Source organism: Streptomyces olivoverticillatus, assembly GCF_014203555.1.
Taxonomy (GTDB): domain Bacteria; phylum Actinomycetota; class Actinomycetes; order Streptomycetales; family Streptomycetaceae; genus Streptomyces; species Streptomyces olivoverticillatus.
This window is the reverse complement of the sequence record NZ_JACHJH010000001.1, coordinates 194,651-211,300: the sequence shown is the minus strand read 5'-3', so window position 1 is coordinate 211,300 and position 16,650 is coordinate 194,651. Positions and strand designations below refer to the sequence as shown.

Annotated in this window: 17 protein-coding genes; 10 read left to right on the top strand and 7 right to left on the bottom strand. The window is 71.1% G+C overall.

The annotated features are described in order from the left end of the window. The first annotated feature begins 28 nt into the window (after positions 1–28). From FHS39_RS00980 to FHS39_RS00970, 3 genes are all read left to right on the top strand, one after another. Complete coding sequence (locus FHS39_RS00980; protein ID WP_184345827.1) at positions 29–532, top strand: ATP-binding protein; 504 nt, start codon at positions 29–31, stop codon at positions 530–532. Positions 533–890: 358 nt separating this feature from the next. Further along, positions 891–1,391 carry an N-acetylmuramoyl-L-alanine amidase gene (locus tag FHS39_RS00975; protein ID WP_184345826.1) on the top strand — a complete coding sequence of 167 codons (501 nt, stop codon included), beginning with the start codon at positions 891–893 and terminating at the stop codon, positions 1,389–1,391. Between the two features lie 39 nt (positions 1,392–1,430). Next, positions 1,431–1,643 (top strand): EF-hand domain-containing protein, encoded by a 213-nt coding sequence (locus tag FHS39_RS00970; RefSeq protein ID WP_184345825.1) that lies wholly within the window; start codon positions 1,431–1,433, stop codon positions 1,641–1,643. Positions 1,644–1,678: 35 nt separating this feature from the next. Here the strand turns inward: FHS39_RS00970 and FHS39_RS00965 are convergent, their stop codons facing one another. Further along, positions 1,679–1,987: a hypothetical protein gene (locus FHS39_RS00965; RefSeq protein WP_184345824.1), complete on the bottom strand. Its 309-nt coding sequence runs from the start codon at positions 1,985–1,987 to the stop codon at positions 1,679–1,681. A gap of 58 nt (positions 1,988–2,045) precedes the next feature. Between FHS39_RS00965 and cutA the strand changes: the two genes are divergently transcribed. Then, positions 2,046–2,375 (top strand): divalent-cation tolerance protein CutA, encoded by a 330-nt coding sequence (cutA, locus tag FHS39_RS00960; protein ID WP_184345823.1) that lies wholly within the window; start codon positions 2,046–2,048, stop codon positions 2,373–2,375. A gap of 73 nt (positions 2,376–2,448) precedes the next feature. Here the strand turns inward: cutA and FHS39_RS00955 are convergent, their stop codons facing one another. From FHS39_RS00955 to FHS39_RS00930, 6 genes are all read right to left on the bottom strand, one after another. Beyond that, on the bottom strand, positions 2,449–3,831 hold the full coding sequence (locus FHS39_RS00955; protein WP_184345822.1) for an L-serine ammonia-lyase: 1,383 nt from the start codon (positions 3,829–3,831) through the stop codon (positions 2,449–2,451). Between the two features lie 156 nt (positions 3,832–3,987). Then, positions 3,988–5,091, bottom strand: a complete 1,104-nt coding sequence (locus tag FHS39_RS00950) for a M14 family metallopeptidase (protein ID WP_184345821.1) — start codon at positions 5,089–5,091, stop codon at positions 3,988–3,990. 27 nt (positions 5,092–5,118) lie between these two features. Beyond that, entirely contained in the window at positions 5,119–5,928 is an 810-nt protein-coding gene (locus tag FHS39_RS00945; protein ID WP_184345820.1) for a hypothetical protein, read from the bottom strand. Between the two features lie 10 nt (positions 5,929–5,938). After that, positions 5,939–6,667, bottom strand: coding sequence for an iron-containing redox enzyme family protein (locus FHS39_RS00940; RefSeq protein ID WP_184345819.1), 729 nt, complete (start codon positions 6,665–6,667; stop codon positions 5,939–5,941). Positions 6,668–6,701: 34 nt separating this feature from the next. Further along, positions 6,702–7,790, bottom strand: a complete 1,089-nt coding sequence (locus FHS39_RS00935; protein ID WP_184345818.1) for a PADRE domain-containing protein — start codon at positions 7,788–7,790, stop codon at positions 6,702–6,704. A 198-nt stretch (positions 7,791–7,988) separates the two neighbouring features. Next, a complete protein-coding gene (locus FHS39_RS00930; protein ID WP_343069289.1) occupies positions 7,989–8,981 on the bottom strand; it encodes a hypothetical protein in 993 nt (330 codons plus the stop codon). Positions 8,982–9,328: 347 nt separating this feature from the next. Here FHS39_RS00930 and FHS39_RS00925 point away from each other — a divergent pair, with 347 nt between their 5' ends. The 6 genes from FHS39_RS00925 (at position 9,329) to FHS39_RS00900 (ending at position 16,630) form a co-directional block, all read left to right on the top strand. After that, positions 9,329–10,627: an MFS transporter gene (locus FHS39_RS00925; RefSeq protein ID WP_343069288.1), complete on the top strand. Its 1,299-nt coding sequence runs from the start codon at positions 9,329–9,331 to the stop codon at positions 10,625–10,627. Positions 10,628–10,658: 31 nt separating this feature from the next. Beyond that, complete coding sequence (locus FHS39_RS00920; protein WP_184345816.1) at positions 10,659–11,927, top strand: ATP-grasp domain-containing protein; 1,269 nt, start codon at positions 10,659–10,661, stop codon at positions 11,925–11,927. Positions 11,928–12,183: 256 nt separating this feature from the next. Continuing rightward, on the top strand, positions 12,184–13,476 hold the full coding sequence (locus tag FHS39_RS00915) for a hydroxyacid-oxoacid transhydrogenase (RefSeq protein ID WP_246469740.1): 1,293 nt from the start codon (positions 12,184–12,186) through the stop codon (positions 13,474–13,476). Positions 13,477–13,536: 60 nt separating this feature from the next. Then, the gene (locus FHS39_RS00910; protein WP_343069286.1) at positions 13,537–15,021 is read left to right on the top strand and encodes an aldehyde dehydrogenase family protein; all 1,485 of its coding nucleotides are present in this window, start codon (positions 13,537–13,539) and stop codon (positions 15,019–15,021) included. Positions 15,022–15,062: 41 nt separating this feature from the next. Beyond that, on the top strand, positions 15,063–15,551 hold the full coding sequence (locus FHS39_RS00905) for a response regulator transcription factor (protein WP_184345813.1): 489 nt from the start codon (positions 15,063–15,065) through the stop codon (positions 15,549–15,551). 107 nt (positions 15,552–15,658) lie between these two features. Next, positions 15,659–16,630 carry a GlxA family transcriptional regulator gene (locus tag FHS39_RS00900; protein WP_184345812.1) on the top strand — a complete coding sequence of 324 codons (972 nt, stop codon included), beginning with the start codon at positions 15,659–15,661 and terminating at the stop codon, positions 16,628–16,630. Positions 16,631–16,650 lie beyond the last annotated feature (20 nt).

The window sequence follows — 16,650 nt, the reverse complement described above, 5'->3', positions numbered from 1 at the left end:
CGCCGTGACGACGGCCATGATGGGGTGCATGGCGGGCCTGGAGGGAACGGAGCAGCCGCGGCAACGGGTCGGCACGGCCCCTGCCCGGTGGACGCCGACCGTTGAGGATGAACTGGCGCTCAAGGCGCTCGAGCTGTTCGGCAACCCCACCCTCGGCGAAGTCCGGCTGCCCTCGCGCCCCGAGTCGGCCGCCGCCGCCCGCCGGCTGACCCAGTCCGTCGTGCTGCGGCACTGGGGGCTCTCGGCCCAGCTCACCGAGCACGCCGTGCTGCTGGTCTCCGAGCTCGTCGGCAATGCCGTCCGGCACACCGGCGCCCGCTACTTCGGGCTGCGCATGCTGCGCCGCCGCGGCTGGTTCCGGATAGAGGTGCGCGACCCCTCGCGCGGGCTGCCGGTGCTGCTGCCCGTGCGCGAGCTCGACACCAGCGGGCGCGGGCTCTTCCTCGTCGACAAGCTCTCCGACCGCTGGGGCGTGGACCTGCTGGCGCGCGGGAAGACGACGTGGTTCGAGATGCGCGTGGTGGACCGGTAAACGAAGAGGCCCCCATCCGTCGGAATGCGACGGGCCGGGGGCCTCTTCGTACGGCCGCGGGAGAAGTTGGGGTGTGCTCCCGCGGCGCCATGACGACCTGGCCCGGGTCAATGGGGGTCGTGCCCGTCGACTATGACAGACGGGGCAGAGGACACCCAAACCGGAACCTCGTTTCGCAAGGTGATGTGTGCCACCCGCCTTGCATTCCATGAATAAAGCCGGGTGTGAATCTTATTTTTATGCGGCGTTCCGCAACTCTTTGGATCGCCGTGGCCGGAGTCCTTGCGCTCGCCCCGTCCTCGCCGTGTCATGAGCCGTGTCATGTTCGCGCTTGGCGAGTACGGACCCGGGAGCCCCCATGGAACAGCCCGACTCCCCGCAGCCCCCCACCCACTGGATTCCGGCGAGCGGCGCCAACTTCACCGTCTCCGACCGGCCCGATGCCTACCCTGTCGAGTTCGTGGTGATCCATGTGACCGAGGAGACCTTCGGCGACGCCATGCGGATCTTCCAGAACCCCAAGGCGAAGGTCTCCGCGCACTACATGGTCGCCTCCGCCGACGGCTACATCGGACAGTTCGTGCGCGAGAAGGACATCGCCTGGCACGCGGGCAACTGGGACTACAACACCCGCAGCATCGGCGTCGAGCACGAGGGCTGGATCGACCGCCCCGCATACTTCACCGACGCCCTCTACCGCGCCTCCGCCAAGCTGGTCGCGGCGGTCTGCGACCGCTACGGCATCCCCCGCACCCGCGACCGCATCATCGGCCATGTCGAGGTTCCCGGATCCACCCATACCGACCCCGGACCGCACTGGGACTGGGACCGCTATATGCGCCTGGTGACCGGCGGTTAGTCTGTGCCGGTCCGTCAATCACACCAAGGGGAGGCCCGCATGGCCGACATGGACGCAGCACGCAAGGCTTTTGAGCGGTTCGACGTCAATGGCGATGGTTTCATCACCGCCGCCGAGTACAAGAGCGTGATGGCCGAGCTCGGCGACTTCAACGTGACCGAGACGGTGGCCCAGGCACTGATCAACAAGCGGGACGCCAACGGCGACGGCCTGCTGTCCTTCGACGAGTTCTGGGCCGCACAGCAGCACTGACCCGTCGTGTTACGGGCCAGGGCGAGGGCCCCGGGTCAGCGCCAGCCACGCCGCTGCGCGCCGGCCCGGCGCCGCCGGTCGTTGCACAGCAGGCACCGGCCCCAGCCGGGCGGCAGCGGATCGTTCTTGTCGCCGAACAGCGGGTCCACCGCCCCGCGCGGATGCTCCGCACAGCCGGTGACCCCCGCCGCGGCGCCCAGCGCCGAGGCCGCGGCCAGCGCCCGGCGCAGCGCGTCCGCCAGCTGGTCGGCCTCGTGCGGCGCGGGGGTGGCTTCGAGGGAGAAGGCGATGTCCGAGGCGGTGGTGAGCGCGCTCTGGAGTTCGCGCAGGTCTGCGTAACTCATGCCGGCGAGCGTAACCGCCACCACTGACAACGCCGACCGCTGCGCTACCGTCGGCGCCATGCCGGACGCCGACCACCTGCTCGTGATGACCACGATCGACAGCGAGGAACGGGCCCGCCGCCTCGCCGGGACCGTCATCGACCACCGCCTCGCCGCCTGCGCCCAGATCGACGGCCCCCTCAGCAGCGTCTACCGCTGGCAAGGCGAGGCCGGGACCGCCACGGAATGGCGCATCCTCTTCAAGACCACGGCCGACCGCTACGCGGCGCTGGAAGCGCACCTCACGCGCGAGCACACCTACGACGTCCCCGAGATCGTCGCCACCCCCGTCACGGCGGGCAGCGACGCCTATCTGGGCTGGCTGCGCGCGCAGACCCGGGACGAATGACCCACGAGAAAACCCCGCCCGCGAGTGCGTCGCGGGCGGGGTTTCGTGGTGTTTCAGGGCGCCTGGGGCGTCCTCAGCACTCGATGACGTTGACCGCGAGGCCGCCGCGGGCCGTCTCCTTGTACTTGACCTTCATGTCGGCGCCCGTCTCCTTCATGGTCTTGATGACCTTGTCGAGGGAGACGTGGTGCCGGCCGTCGCCGCGCAGGGCCATGCGGGCGGCGGTGACGGCCTTGGCGGCGGCCATGCCGTTGCGCTCGATGCAGGGGATCTGCACCAGGCCGCCGACCGGGTCGCAGGTCAGGCCCAGGTTGTGCTCCATGCCGATCTCGGCCGCGTTCTCGACCTGCTCCGGGGTGCCGCCGAGGACCTCGGCGAGGCCGCCGGAGGCCATCGAGCAGGCGGAGCCGACCTCGCCCTGGCAGCCGACCTCGGCGCCGGAGATCGAGGCGTTCTCCTTGAAGAGCATGCCGATCGCGCCGGCGGCGAGCAGGAAGCGGACGACGCCGTCCTCGTCCGCGCCGGGGACGAAGTTCATGTAGTAGTGCAGAACCGCCGGGATGATGCCCGCGGCGCCGTTCGTCGGGGCGGTCACGACGCGGCCGCCCGCGGCGTTCTCCTCGTTGACGGCCATGGCGTAGATGGTGATCCACTCCATCGCGCGGGCCTGCGCGTCGCCCTCGGCGCGCAGCTGCCGGGCGGTGTTCGCCGCGCGGCGGCGGACCTTGAGGCCGCCGGGGAGGATGCCCTCGCGGGACATGCCGCGCGAGACGCACGCCTGCATCACGCGCCAGATCTCCAGCAGGCCTGCGCGGATCTCGTCCTCGGTGCGCCAGGCCTTCTCGTTCTCCAGCATCAGGGCCGAGATCGACAGGCCCGTCTCGCGGGAGAGGCGCAGCAGCTCGTCGCCGGTGCGGAAGGGGTACTTCAGGACGGTGTCGTCGAGGACGATGCGGTCCTGGCCGACCGCGTCCTCGTCGACGACGAAGCCGCCGCCGACCGAGTAGTAGGTCTTCTCCAGCAGCGGGGCGCCGCTCTCGTCGTAGGCGAAGAGCGTCATGCCGTTGGCGTGGTACGGCAGTGCGCGGCGGCGGTGCAGGATCAGCTGGGTCGGCTCGTCGAAGTCGATCTCGTGGCTGGAACCTATCTCCGCGCCGAGCAGCCGCAGCCGCTTCGTGGCGCGGATCCGCTCGACCTCGGCGTCGGCGATCTCCACGTCGACGGTGCGCGGGGAGTGGCCCTCCAGGCCGAGCAGGACGGCCTTGGGGGTGCCGTGGCCGTGGCCGGTGGCGCCGAGGGAGCCGAAGAGCTCCGCACGGACGGACGTGGTGTGCGCCAGCAGACCCTCGTTCTTGAGGCGGCGCGCGAACATCAGGGCAGCGCGCATCGGGCCGACCGTATGGGAACTGGACGGACCTATGCCGATGGAGAAGAGGTCGAAGACGGAGATGGCCACGGCGGCGGACTCCTATGTCTGCTCGTGGTGGGACGGGCGGGGCGGACCCTGCCATAAGAGTCCTCCCTCAAGAGACTAACGCCTTCTCCGCCCGTCTCCGTGGCCGCGGCAAGCGAGATGTCATCCGTCTCACCATGCGATATGTGCCTCAGGCGATCACTTCGCCTTCGTATCGCAACTCGCCAGCCCCTTGAGGGCTTGATCGAAAACCTCCCTGGCCCGGCGCAGCACGGCCGTGCCCCACCGGTCGTCGTCCACGGGCGCAAAAGCCGCACGGATGAGCCGCTTCTCCGGCGCCCGCACCGCGGACTCCGGCGGCTGCCGCAGGTGCAGCAGATTGTCCGCGCAGAGGGCGAGCAGCACCTCGGGTCCGGGCAGGGTGCCGAATTCCAGGGTGATCGCCGTGAGCTCCTGGCCCTCGGCCAGCCCGTCGGCGACCGCGGTCGCGGTGTTGCCGACGATCACGGTAGAGGAGGAGGTGCCCTCCTCGGAGGCGGTCAGCGCCGCCCCGTACCAGGCGCGGGCCCGCTCGTGCGCGCCCGCGTCGCGGCCGCCGCGGAAGATCGGCTCGCCGGTGCCGCGCTCGCCGAGGCCGGTGTGCAGGTCGATGTAGGCGATGTGCTCGGCACCGGCCAGGTGCTCCGCCACGATCCGGCGCAGCACCCGGTGCGACCACACGGGCCGCTCACCGCCGTAGAACAGGCCGTCCGCATGCCGGTACTGGCCCCGGGTGACGGCCTCCTGGAAGGTGCGCGCACCCAGCCGGTCACGGAGGCCGAGCAGCTCCGCGGTGGTCTCCTCGGGCGAGAAGCGGGCGCGGCCGTGGCCGAGGAGGGCCGGGTGCACCCGGTCGTAGGCGTCGTTGTGCGGCGGCGCACCGTGGTCGACGAAGTTCCGGTTGAGGTCGACGTTGTCCTCGTTGACGCGGCGCAGGTAGGCGAAGCCGTACGGATTGAGGGCGTGCACCAGCAGGACGCCGGTGTCCGGCCCGGCGGCCCGTGCCAGGCCCTCCTCCAGCAGGACGCGGCTCTGGCAGGCGGAGCCGCAGAAGCCCTCGATGCCGTGCGTCCCGGAGACCGTCACCAGCAGCCGGGAGGCGTCCTTCGGGCCCGTGTAGGCGGTGTCCACGGTCAGCTGCGAGCCGTCGGGGCCGTGGCGGCCGGGCAGCCGGTGGCTGCGCAGGCTCGCGCCCGCGGCGCTCGCGGCCCGCAGGAAGTCCGCGCGTGCCTGGGCGTAGTCCAGGGGGAAGAGCCGGTGCATGGCCGCCCTCTCGTTTTCCGGGGTGGGCTACGGACGGGGCCCGGGCGGCCGTACGCCGAGGGCCGTGAGGATGGCGTGCCGCCCGGCCTCGGTGGGGACGTGCAGCATGCACAGCAGCCGGTCGGCCGGTTCGAGGCGGTCGGCGAAGTGGGCGTTGACGGCCGGCACCGAGCTCAGGGGCCGCTTGCGGTAGAGGTCGCGGGGCCGCCCGATGCCGGGGAAGATCCCCTGCACCGGGTCGAACGGGTGCCCGGGGACCAGGGCCTCCGCCACCTCGGCCGCCAGCGGATCGGGGGTGCGGGGCGCCCCCGTGAGGTCGGCCCCCGTGAGGTCGGGGTACATGCGGATGTCCGGATGCCCGGCGAACGCGGCCATCGCGCAGTGCACCACCGGGTTGTAGGTCTTGAGCGCGATCACCTCGGGGAAGGCGTGCCCGTCGGCCAGCAGCCCGCGGAAGTGGGCGGCCCAGCTCGCGGCGAACAGTGCCCCGTGCCGGTAGGCGTCGCCCACGAACTGGGTCATCACGTGCAGACAGCTCCGGCCCGAGGGCAGCGCCGCCCACCGCGAGGTGAGCAGGGCGACGACCGCGTCCCGCTCCCGGTCCACGGCCGCCACCACGTAGTCGGCCTCGGTGAGCATGTCGCGGCGCTCGGCGAACAGCTCGCGGGCCCGCAGGTCGGGCATGGCCGTCACCAGGCCGTCGACGATCCACCGCTCGGTCGCGGGCGGCAGCAGCCGGCCGGGCGGCAGCGCCAGCACCTCGGCGCCCGGCTGCCCGGCCGCGCGGGCCGCCCCGGGGGTGCCGGGCGCAGCCGCCCGGCCGCTCGGGCCCCGCACCCCGGGGCCCTCAGGCCTCGGCCGCGGTGGGCAGCGCGATCTGCTCGCCCTCCTTGCCCAGCACGGTGCGCTGGTGCAGCTCCACGAAGTACAGCTTCCACAGCCAGTAGATGTGGTGCAGGTGCCGCTCGACCGCGCGCTCTTCCTCGTCCGTGGTGACCAGGCTGGTCAACACGCGCCAGACGAAGTCGTCGTGGTCGTCGTCCAGGTCGGTGTTGACGTGCGCGCGCTGGCCCTTGACCTCGTCCGCGCCCAGCACCTTCTCCAGGTTGTCCAGCCACTCCGGCTGGGTGCGGGTGGTGGTGTACTCCACGAAGTAGACGCTGGCGATCAGGGCCAGGGGGCTGTCCTCGAACTCCATGCCGTACTGGAGGTACCCGGTCAGCAGCTTGGTGGAGAGCAGCGGTTCGGTGGAGTAGATCTCCTCCTTGGAGACCCCCACCTTCGCCAGGTCGGCGGCGAAGAGCCGGTCGTGCAGCATCTCGTCGTCGGTGTAGTGCGCCCAGGCCTTGGCCTGCACCGGGTCCTTCTTGGTGAAGTACTTGATGGCGAGCGCGTCGATGGTGCGCTTGCGGCGCAGCCGCAGGATCGTCTCGATGTTGTGCCGCTTGTAGTACTCGAGGTCGATCTTCTCGGCGCTCTTCTGGTGCCGGGCGTAGGGGACGGTCTCGTAGAAGTCCTTGATGAAGGAGTCGAGGAGCGCGTCGACGCGCTCGCGCAGTCCGGGCCTGGACGGCATGGTGTCCTCCTTGGGACGGTCGGGTGGCGGCCGGTCAGTGGCAGCCGCAGCTCGCGCTGGAGACCCGCCGCATCCGTCCGCGGCGCACGGCCCTGCGGGCACCGAGCACCGGGGTGCCGTCGGGGGTCAGCAGCGAACTGCGCGGGCAGAGGAAGGCGAGGGCGAAGCGGGTGGTGGGGGTGACCCCGAGCCCGAGGTTGACCACCCCGTGGGAGGCCCCGTGGACCTCGTTGGGCCCGCAGTTGGCGGGGATGATCTCCGTCGTGGTGTTGATGCCGAAGCCCAGCTCCCAGATGGTGCGGTAGAGCGGTTCGGTGCCCAGCAGAGCGTCGAGCGCCTCGGCGGCGGGCCGGGCGGCGGCGTCCGGCGCGGTGACGTCCTCGATGACGCCGCCGGTCACGGTGAGCCATACGGGGTGGGAGACCAGCGGCGCCAGGGCCTCGAACAGCCGTTGCTGGCCGGGCTCGTCGGCCGGGTCGGCGCCGCGGTGGACGATGGGCCAGCCGCGCAGCGCCAGTGTGCCGGTCAGCCCGCTCAGCCGGGCCTCGGGGGAGAAGACGGTGATCTCGGCGGCCGTCACGCTCAGCTTGCCCGACGGGAAGACCTGTTGCTCGCCGGGGGAGAGCACCCCGGCCTGCTGGTTCCACACGCACTCGCCCGCCGTGTGGTCGAACTCGGCCTCGCAGCCCGCCTCGTCGTCCGTGATCAGCAGCCGGTCGTAGGCCTCGGCGTGTCCGAAGAACTCCTCGGCCAGCGCCTCCTGGCGGGCCACGTCCGTACGGGCCGCGGTCTGCAGGAGGTAGGCGACGTGGCCGGGCGTCAGCGGGGTCGAGCCGGCCGGGAGCACCGACAGCTTCCGCCCGCCCAGTTCACGGGGGCCCGGCGAGGTGACGAACCGGCCGGGGCAGGCCACCAGCACATGGGCGTCCGCGGGCACGCGCGCGTCGAGGAGCTCGCCCAGGCTCTGTCCGTCGGGCAGCGTGAGGTGCAGGACCCGGTCGTATCCCCGCCCCGGGAGGCAGTGGATCGCCTTGCCGCCGCTCTCGTCCGTCACCAGGCAGAAGGTGCCGGACGGTTCGCCGAACTGGCCGAAGTCGCTTGCGGTGATTTCCAGCGGTGACACGGGCGCACTCCTTCGGGTTCTGCCGGCATGACCGTGTGCCCGGTGAACCCGTGGCGGGGCCTTGAGGGCCCCGCCACGGGACGGTGATCAGCCGAGCAGCGTGCCCAGGTAGTTGCGGTTCTTCTGAACCTTGATCTTCTTGTCCTTCATCACTGTCACCTCCTGTCGGCGATGTCGGTGGTGCACACCCCTGGCCGTTCAGACGGAGACGACCCGCTCGACGGTGGGGTGGTCCAAGTGCCCGATCAGGGACGGGCCGTTGTCGCTCACGACGCGGGTGTCGGGCGAGATGATGTCGAGGTGGTACTGGGTGAACGGCGTCAGGCCCAGCCCGTAGTGCAGGCAGCCCTCGGTGCCGCCGTACACCTCGTTCATGGCGTGGTTGCCCGGAAGGATGTCCAGCGCGGTGTTGAGCGCGTGCCCGATCTCCCACACGATGCGGTAGCGGGAGTCCACCGCGAACATCTGCTCAAGCATCTCCAGCGCCGGGGCCGCGCCCGCGTCGAGCGCCGTCAGGTGCGTGATCCGGCCGTCCTCCACGACCGCCTTGATGGCGTTGTCGCGCATGGTCCACAGCCGGGAGTGGATGCGCGCCTGGTCGGCGCGGGAGAACGACGGCGTGCCGCTGTGCAGGATGGGGTAGCCGCGCAGCGTGATCTCGCCTTCCAGGGGCAGCCGCAGGTCCTCCTGGAACTCCCGGATCTCGATCGGCAGCACGCTGATCTCGCCCGCCGGGACGATCTGCTGGTCGCCCCAGTCGAGCGGGCCGGCCTGCTGGTTCCACACCAGGCCGTCGCGCAGGTGGTCCATGACGGCGCGGGTGCCGTGCCGGGGGTCGACGTACTCCAGGTGGCCGGCCTCCTCGGCGATCTCGAAGAACGTGTCGGAGAAAGCGCCCTGTTCGGCGGCCGAGGTGCGTTCCATCACCCCGAGGAAATGCCGGATCTCGGTGAGCGTGGTGGGCGTGGAATTGCACGCCATACCCATGATCTTCCGGCGCCCGACCAAGGACGGGTCGGGGGACTCGAAGAACCGGTACGGGGATATCACGAGAATATGGGCCGGCTCCGGAATGCTCTTTTCCAGCAGATCCTCGAAGCGCTCGCCCGCGCTGATGGTCAGCGTCAGGAACCGGTCGTAGGCGGCGGTCTCCGCCACCTCCAGCGCATCGGTCAGTTCGGGATTCGTCACCAAGCAGAAAGTGCTTCCGGCGGCCTGGCCGAATTGGCTGAGCTTTCCGGGATCGACAGTGATTCGTGCGGCCATGAGAACTCCCGTCGCGACCGTGGTGCACCACCGTTGTGCACTTCAATTCCGGTGCCTCGCTGCTGCGGAACACACTCGTACGGCAGGGTGGCCCGCCGCCATAGGACATTGGTCCCGGCGGCCCCGCTGGGACCCCCTGCCCAACCCGGCGGGCGGTGGCAGCAATTCGTGGTTGCCGGGCAGTCCTGCCGCTGTTGCTCGGGCGCGGGCGGCAGCAGAGTTGCCGGAGACGGGGCGATCAACGGGCCGGCAGCCGGCCAGGAGGTGGTGTGGTGGGAGACCAGCAGCGCGCCGGTGTGAAGACGGTGTGGCGGGAGTCTCCGGCGGCGGTCAGGGCTCTGCTCCTGGGCACCATGGTCAACCGGCTCGGCGGGTTCATCCAGGTCTTCATCGTGCTCTACCTGACCCAGCGCGGCTTCTCCGCCACCCAGGCGGGCGGCGCGCTGGGGGTGTACGGGGCCGGGACGGTCCTGGGCGTACTGACCGGCGGCGGGATGTCCGACCGGATAGGCCCTCGGCTGACCATCATGTCGACCCTGGTGTGCTCGGCGGTGCTGCTGCCCGCCGTGCTCTACCTGGACAGCTACGGTGCCATCCTCGCGGTCATCGCCGTCGGCGCGGCGGCCGGCCAGGCCTACCGGCCCGCCTCCACCAGCATGATCAGCCAGCTCATACCGGCGGACCGGCAGGTCATGATCTTCGCCATGGTGCGGCTGGCGATCAACCTCGGCACCACGGCGGCGCCCCTTCTGGGCGCGGCGCTGGTCCAGGTCTCCTGGGACTTCCTGTTCTGGGGCGAGTCCGTGGCCGTCCTGATCTTCGCGGCCATCGCCGCGACCACCCTGCCGAAGGGCCGGGGCGAGGAGGCGGCACAGCCGTCCGAAGCGGCGCCGGACGCCGCCGGGCAGCGGAAGCCGAGCTACATGGCGGTGCTGGCGGACCGGAAGTACCTGCTGTTCCTGGTGGCGATGTTCGCCAGCTCGATGATCTACATCCAGTACGTCTCCACGCTTCCCCTGACGGTACGTCACGAGGGATACGGCACCGGCGTGTACGCGTCCATGGTGTCGCTCAACGGCTTCCTCGTGATCACCTGCGAGCTGCTGGTCGCCAAGGTGGTGCAGCGCTGGCCGGCCCGGCTCGCGGTGATCTCCGGGGTGCTGCTCACGGGCGTCGGCATGACCCTGTACGCGCTGCCGTGGGGCCTGGCCGCGCTGGTCATCGGCACCCTGGTCTGGTCCTTCGGCGAGATCGTGGGCTACCCCACGCTGTTCTTCGCCTACCCCTCCCAGGCCGGACCGCCCGAGCTGCGCGGACGCTACCTCGGCGCGTCGAACTCCCTGTACGGACTCGGCACCGCGCTCGGCCCATTCGTCGGGGTCATGCTCTGGAACCGCTTCCACGCGGGACTCTGGCTGGGGTGCGGGATCGTCGGGCTGCTCGCGGTGGCCGCCGCCTGGTGGGGGGTACGCCCCTTGGGGCAGGCGGAGGAGGCCGCCGACGCGGGGGAGGAGCCCATCGGGCCGGACACGGAGACGGCGGCCGGCCCAGGACGTGTGACCGGCACATGATGTGCGGCAGCGCCGATCGCGGAGGAATGGAATGCAACGCTACGTCATTCTCGTCGATCCCTATGCGGGTGCGGCGGAGTTCGCCAACGCCTTCCGGGACAGGGGTGTGGAACCGGTGGCGGTGCTGAGCACCCCCGGCCCGCTGAATTCCTACCGGCGCACCTGGACGCCGGAGAAGTTCCACCAAGTGCACTGCTACGCGGGGGATTCGGAGGACGGCCGGAACTTCGACGACCTCGTGGCCACCGTGCGGGGCTACGACCCGGTGGCCGTCGTCCCCGGGAACGAGTCGGCGGTCATGCTGGTGGACCGGCTGATCGCGGCGCTCGCACCGGGCACGGAGAACGCGCTGGAGCTGTCCGAGGCCCGGCGCGACAAATGGGCGATGGCCCAAGCGCTGGAGGCGGGCGGGGTGCCCCCGCTGCGCCAGATCGCCACCGGCGACATGGACGAGGCCGCCGCGTGGATCGTCCGCAACGGCCTGGAGGGCAGGCCGCTGGTGCTCAAGCCGTGCCGCAGCGGCGGCACGGACGACGTGCACAAGGTGGCCGAAGGCGAGGACTGGCGGCCGTACTTCAAACGGCTGCTGGGGTCGGTCAACCGCTTCGACCTCACCAACGACCTCGTCCTGATCCAGGAATTCGCCGAGGGCGCCGAGTACGTCGTCGACACCTACTCCGTCGACGGGCGGTTCGGCCTGGTCACGGTGAGCCGCTACAGCAAGTGGGCCAAGGGCGACCGGATCGGGGTCTACGACTGCCTCGACTACCTGCAGCCCGACGATCCGCTGGTGGCGGTGCTGGGCGACTACACCCGGCGGGTGGCCGAGGCGGTCGGGGTCCGCAACGGCCCCACGCACACCGAGGTGATCCTCACCTCCGACGGCCCCCGGCTCATCGAGATCGCGGCCCGGCTGGTCGGCAGCTGCCTGAACTACTCGGCCCGGCTGGCCACCGGCGACTGCCACATCGACCGCACCGTCCGGCACTGCCTGGACGGGCCGGGCACCTTCACCGAGGGCTACCGGATCCTCCGGCCGGTGCGGGTCGTCTGGCTCACCTCCCCGCGCGAGGGAATTCTGCGAAATGCAGAGGTATTCAACGCCGTACAGGACCTCCCCTCCTTTCAGCGGATGGCCCTGCCCTATGCCAATGGTGAACAGGTCCCCGTTACGGAGGATTTGTTCACCAGCCTGGGCTGGGTGATTCTCGCCGCCGACGACCAGGCGGCTCTGGACACGGATACCCGCCGTGTCAAGGAAATCCAGGGCCGGGTGATCGTGGAACCGGTGCGGCGCTGATCGAAAAGGCGGAATGTGGCGGAGTGGATCGGCGGCCGAGGCCGTGATCCGCTCCGTCGCCCGAAGTGTCAACCGGCCCCGCATGGCCGGTTCTTGATGCCCGTATAGGTCCCCGGTCCTATACCGAGAACCCTTGGCCAGGGCTAGGATGGCGCAGCCGGTCGTGAGGCCGATGGCATTGAGGCGGCCCTTGGCGCAGCGGACGGTTCTGTCCGGCCGGAATGGTTTTCGTCGAGTGAAGACGGGGGTTCGGGATTTGCCTCTCGGCGACGGGATTCACGAAAAGATCATTACCTGGCAGGCTCCACCGCTGAAGTTCGGCGTCGGCGCCACTGAGGAAATCGGCCACGAACTGACCCGCGCCGGACTCCGTTCGGTACTGCTGGTCACCGACCCCACCCTGGCCCGCTCGGGGCTGCCGGCGCAGGTCGCCAAGCTGATCGAGCAGGAGGGCGTCGCGGTGACGCTCTTCGACCGGGCCCAGGTCGAGCCCACCGACACCGGCTGCGCCGAGGCCGCGCGCGAGCTGGCCTCCGTGGAGGTCGACGGCTACGTCGCCCTGGGCGGCGGCAGCTCCATCGACACCGCCAAGATGCTCAACCTGCTGGGCAGCCACCCCGGCAGCACCGTGCACGACTACCTCAACAAGCCGGTGGGCGCGGGCCGTGCGATACCGGGCCCGCTCAAGCCGCTGGTGGCCGTGCCGACGACGGCGGGCAGCGGCAGCGAGTGCACGGCCATGGTGGCGCTCGGCGTCACCGGCCTGCGGGTGAAGACCGGCATCAGCGACCCCTATCTGCGGCCCTCGCTCGCCCTGGTCGACCCGGCCAACACCCTGACCCTGCCCGCCGAGGTCACCGCGGCCTCGGGCTACGACGTGCTGACCCACGCCTGCGAGTCGTACACCGCCCGGCCCTACGACCGCAGACCCCCCTTCGGCTCGCCCGCCGACCGGCCGCTGTACATCGGGGCCAACCCGATCAGCGACATCTGGGCCGAGCGCGCCCTGGAACTGGTCGGGCGCCACCTGCGCCGGGCCGTGCTCAACCCCCACGACCTCGAGGCCCGCACGGCGATGAGCCAGGCGGCGAGCTTCGCGGGGATGGGCTTCGGCAACGCCGGCACCCACATCCCGCACGCCTGCGCCTACCCCATCGCCGGCCTCGTCCGGGAGTACCGGCCGGCCGGCTACGACGTGAGCCACCCGATGGTGCCGCACGGCGCCGCCGTCGTCGCCACGGCGGCCGCGGCCTTCGCCTTCACGTATCCCACCGCTCCCGAACGGCACCTGCGCGCCGCCGAGTTGCTGGGCGCGAATCTCCGGGGGATCACCGTCGCCAATGGCGCGGACGTCCTGCCCGCGACGCTGCTGAGCCTGGTCGCCGACACCGGAGGCCCCACCGGGACCGCCGCCTTCGGCTACACCCGCAAGGACGTGCCCGACCTCGTCGAGGGCGCCCTCAAGCAGCAGCGGCTGCTGGTGTGCTGCCCCCGCGACGTCACCGCCCGCGACCTCCGGAACGTCCTGACCGCCGCGCTCGCCGGCTGACCCCCACCCCCCTCTGCCCGTCCAGCCCCGAGCCGCACCTCCCCCATGCCAAGGAGTGCCGTGTCAGACGCCGAGACCACGGGGACCGAGGAACACGCAGCCGTCATCGCCGGGGAGCACGTCCGCCCGGGGGAGTGGATCGACGTCGTCGACCCCTTCGACGGCTCGCCCCTGGCCCGGGTGGCCCGCTGCCGGGCGCCCGAAGTGGAGGCCGCGGTCCGGGCGGCCCGCGAGACGTACGAAACGCACTGGCGGCACACCACGGCACAGCAGCGCGCGGAGCTGTGCCGCGCGCTGGCCGCCACCCTGCGCGCAGAGGGCGAGGCGCTGGCCCGGACCGAGAGCCTGGACACCGGCAAACCCCTCGGCCAGGCACGCACCGACGCCGAAGTGGCAGCCCGCTACTTCGACTTCTACGGCGGCGTGGTGGAAGCCCTCGGCGGCGAGACCGTGCTCACCCGCCCCGACCTGCTGGCCTTCACCCTCCGCGAGCCGTACGGCGTGTGCGGCCACATCATCCCCTGGAACTACCCGCTCCAGGTGGCCGCCCGCACCGTGGCCCCCGCCCTGGCGGCCGGGAACTGCTGTGTCCTCAAGCCTGCCGAGGACGCCCCGCTCACCCCCCTGCGGCTCGGCGAACTGGCCCTGGCCGCCGGATTCCCGCCCGGCGCCCTCAACGTCGTGCCCGGCTACGGCGAGGAGGCCGGAGCGGCGCTGGCCGCCCACCCCGGCATCGACCACCTGGCCTTCACCGGCTCCCGCGAAGTGGGTGAGTCGGTCATGGCGGCGGCCGCACGCAACATCGTCCCCGTCACCCTGGAACTCGGCGGCAAATCACCGCACATCATGCTCCCGGACGCCGACATCGAGCGCGCCCTGCCGCTGATCGTGCGGTCCATCACGGAGCACGCGGGCCAGAACTGCTCGGCGGGCAGCCGGCTGCTGGTCCACGAGAGCCTGCACCCGCAGGTCGTGGCGGCACTGGGCGAGGCCTTCGGCGCACTGCGCCTGGGCCGCGGGCTCGACGACCCCGACGTCGGCCCGCTGATCTCCGCACGCCAGCGCGACCGGGTGCTCGGCCATCTGCGCGAGGCGGCCGCGGACTGCGAGGTCGTGACCGGAGGCGGAGTGCCCGAGGACGCCGCGCTCGCCGCGGGCTTCTTCGTCCAGCCGACCCTGCTGGACGGGGTCTCGCCCAAGCAGCCGGTCTTCACCGAGGAGGTCTTCGGCCCCGTCCTGTGCGTCACCCCCTTCACCGGCACCGACGAGGCCGTCGCCCTGGCGGAGGCCACCTCCTACGGGCTCGCCGCCGGCATCTGGACCCGGGACGTGGCCGTGGCCCACCGACTGGTCCGCGAGCTGAGGGTGGGCCAGGTCTTCGTCAACAACTACAGCGCCGCCGGCGGAGTGGAGCTGCCCTTCGGCGGCTACAAACGCTCCGGAATCGGCGTGGAAAAGGGCTTCGAGGCACTGCGCGAATACACGCGGTGCAAGACGGTCGCCATCCATGCGGAGGCCGGCGGCCGGGGCATCGGCACGCCCTGAAAGAGAGCGGCCATCCGATCCCTTGAAATCGAGGAGTGCGCATGGTCAAGAGAATCCCGGGCAAACCCCTTCGAATGGTGCAGCCGCCGATCTGTGCGCGGTGCGACGACAGGTCTCCGTTCTGCGCCGACCTGGCGGAGACACTCGACAGGCTGCATGCCGCACTCAACGCGGCCCAGGAAATCCTGGAGTACCGCAGGATGGTCTCGGACTGCGCCCTGGACCACCCGGACGGCACGCCCGAGGCCCTGCCCATGCCGCAGGACGACGGTGAACCGGCCTTCACCCGGGCGCTGTCGCTGCTGACGCCCCGGGAGCGCGAGGTGCTGGAACTCGTGGCCCAGGGCAAATCCAACCGTCAGGTGGCCAGTTCTCTCGACATTGCGGAGAAGACCGTGAAAAACCACCTCTCCGCGGTTTTCGCCAAAGTCGGTGCGGCCGACCGCACGCAGGCCGTCGTTTTCGGCATACGTGGGGGAATCGCCATCAGCGGGGCGGGCGCCGGCGGTAAGCCCGGGGAAACGGGATGAGGCCGGAGCCGAGTGTGTGAACCATGGTTCCATGGTGCCGGGATACCCGGCCGGGAAACAGCGGCTGGGCTGTCGGAGAACCACGAAAATCTGCCATGTTGGTCGGCATGTTGAAGAACGTGGCCGCTGTGCTGCTCAATGACGTGCACCCCTTTGAACTCGGCGTCGTATGCGAGGTGTTCGGCATCGACCGCCGGGCCGAGGGGCTCCCCGCCTACGACTTCGCGCTCGTCGCCGCGGAGGCCTCGCCCGTACGGGCCGTTCCGGGATTCACCATCGGCACCCCGTACGGTCTGGACCGGCTGGAGGAGGCCGATCTCATCGCCGTGCCGGTGGGCGACGACTTCTCGCACCGGGAGTTCCCGCCCGAACTCCTGGGTGCGTTACGCCGGGCCGTCGACCGCGGCGCCCGGGTGCTCAGCGTCTGCGTCGGGGCCTTCGTCCTCGGCGAGGCGGGGCTGCTGGACGGCCGGCGCTGTACGACGCACTGGAAGTACGCCGACGTGCTGGCCCGGCGCTTCCCGGCGGCGAAGGTCGATCCGGACGTGCTCTACGTCGACGAGGACCCGGTGATCACCTCGGCCGGCACCTCGGCGGGCATCGACGCCTGCCTGCACCTGGTGCGCAAGCTCCAGGGCAGCGACGTGGCGAACGGCATCGCCCGGCGCATGGTGGTGCCGCCGCACCGCGACGGAGGTCAGGCCCAGTACATCGAGCGCCCGGTGCCGGACGCCCGTGAGGACGGCGTGCGCGAGGTGCTCGCCTGGATGGAGCGGCACATGGACCGCGAGCTGACCGTCGAACAGCTCGCCGCCCAGGCGTCGATGTCGGCCCGCACCTTCGCCCGGCGCTTCCGGCAGGCGACGGGCACCACCCCCTACCGCTGGCTGCTGCGGCAGCGGGTGCTCTTCGCCCAGCGGCTGCTGGAGGGCACGGACGAGACCGTGGAGGCCATAGCGGCCCGCACCGGATTCCCCAACGCGGCGGCGCTGCGCCACCAGTTCGTGCGCTCGCTGGGCACCACCCCGCACGCGTACCGGCGTACGTTCCGGTCCCCGCACCCGGCCGCCGCCCACTGAGAACAGGGACCGGCGACGGC

Coding starts and splice junctions, on each gene's coding strand:
- FHS39_RS00980 (WP_184345827.1), top strand. CDS start 29: ATGGCGGGCCTGGAGGGAACGGAGCAGCCGCGGCAACGGGTCGGCACG.
- FHS39_RS00975 (WP_184345826.1), top strand. CDS start 891: ATGGAACAGCCCGACTCCCCGCAGCCCCCCACCCACTGGATTCCGGCG.
- FHS39_RS00970 (WP_184345825.1), top strand. CDS start 1,431: ATGGCCGACATGGACGCAGCACGCAAGGCTTTTGAGCGGTTCGACGTC.
- FHS39_RS00965 (WP_184345824.1), bottom strand. CDS start 1,987: ATGAGTTACGCAGACCTGCGCGAACTCCAGAGCGCGCTCACCACCGCC.
- cutA (WP_184345823.1), top strand. CDS start 2,046: ATGCCGGACGCCGACCACCTGCTCGTGATGACCACGATCGACAGCGAG.
- FHS39_RS00950 (WP_184345821.1), bottom strand. CDS start 5,091: ATGCACCGGCTCTTCCCCCTGGACTACGCCCAGGCACGCGCGGACTTC.
- FHS39_RS00940 (WP_184345819.1), bottom strand. CDS start 6,667: ATGCCGTCCAGGCCCGGACTGCGCGAGCGCGTCGACGCGCTCCTCGAC.
- FHS39_RS00920 (WP_184345816.1), top strand. CDS start 10,659: ATGCAACGCTACGTCATTCTCGTCGATCCCTATGCGGGTGCGGCGGAG.
- FHS39_RS00905 (WP_184345813.1), top strand. CDS start 15,063: ATGGTCAAGAGAATCCCGGGCAAACCCCTTCGAATGGTGCAGCCGCCG.
- FHS39_RS00900 (WP_184345812.1), top strand. CDS start 15,659: ATGTTGAAGAACGTGGCCGCTGTGCTGCTCAATGACGTGCACCCCTTT.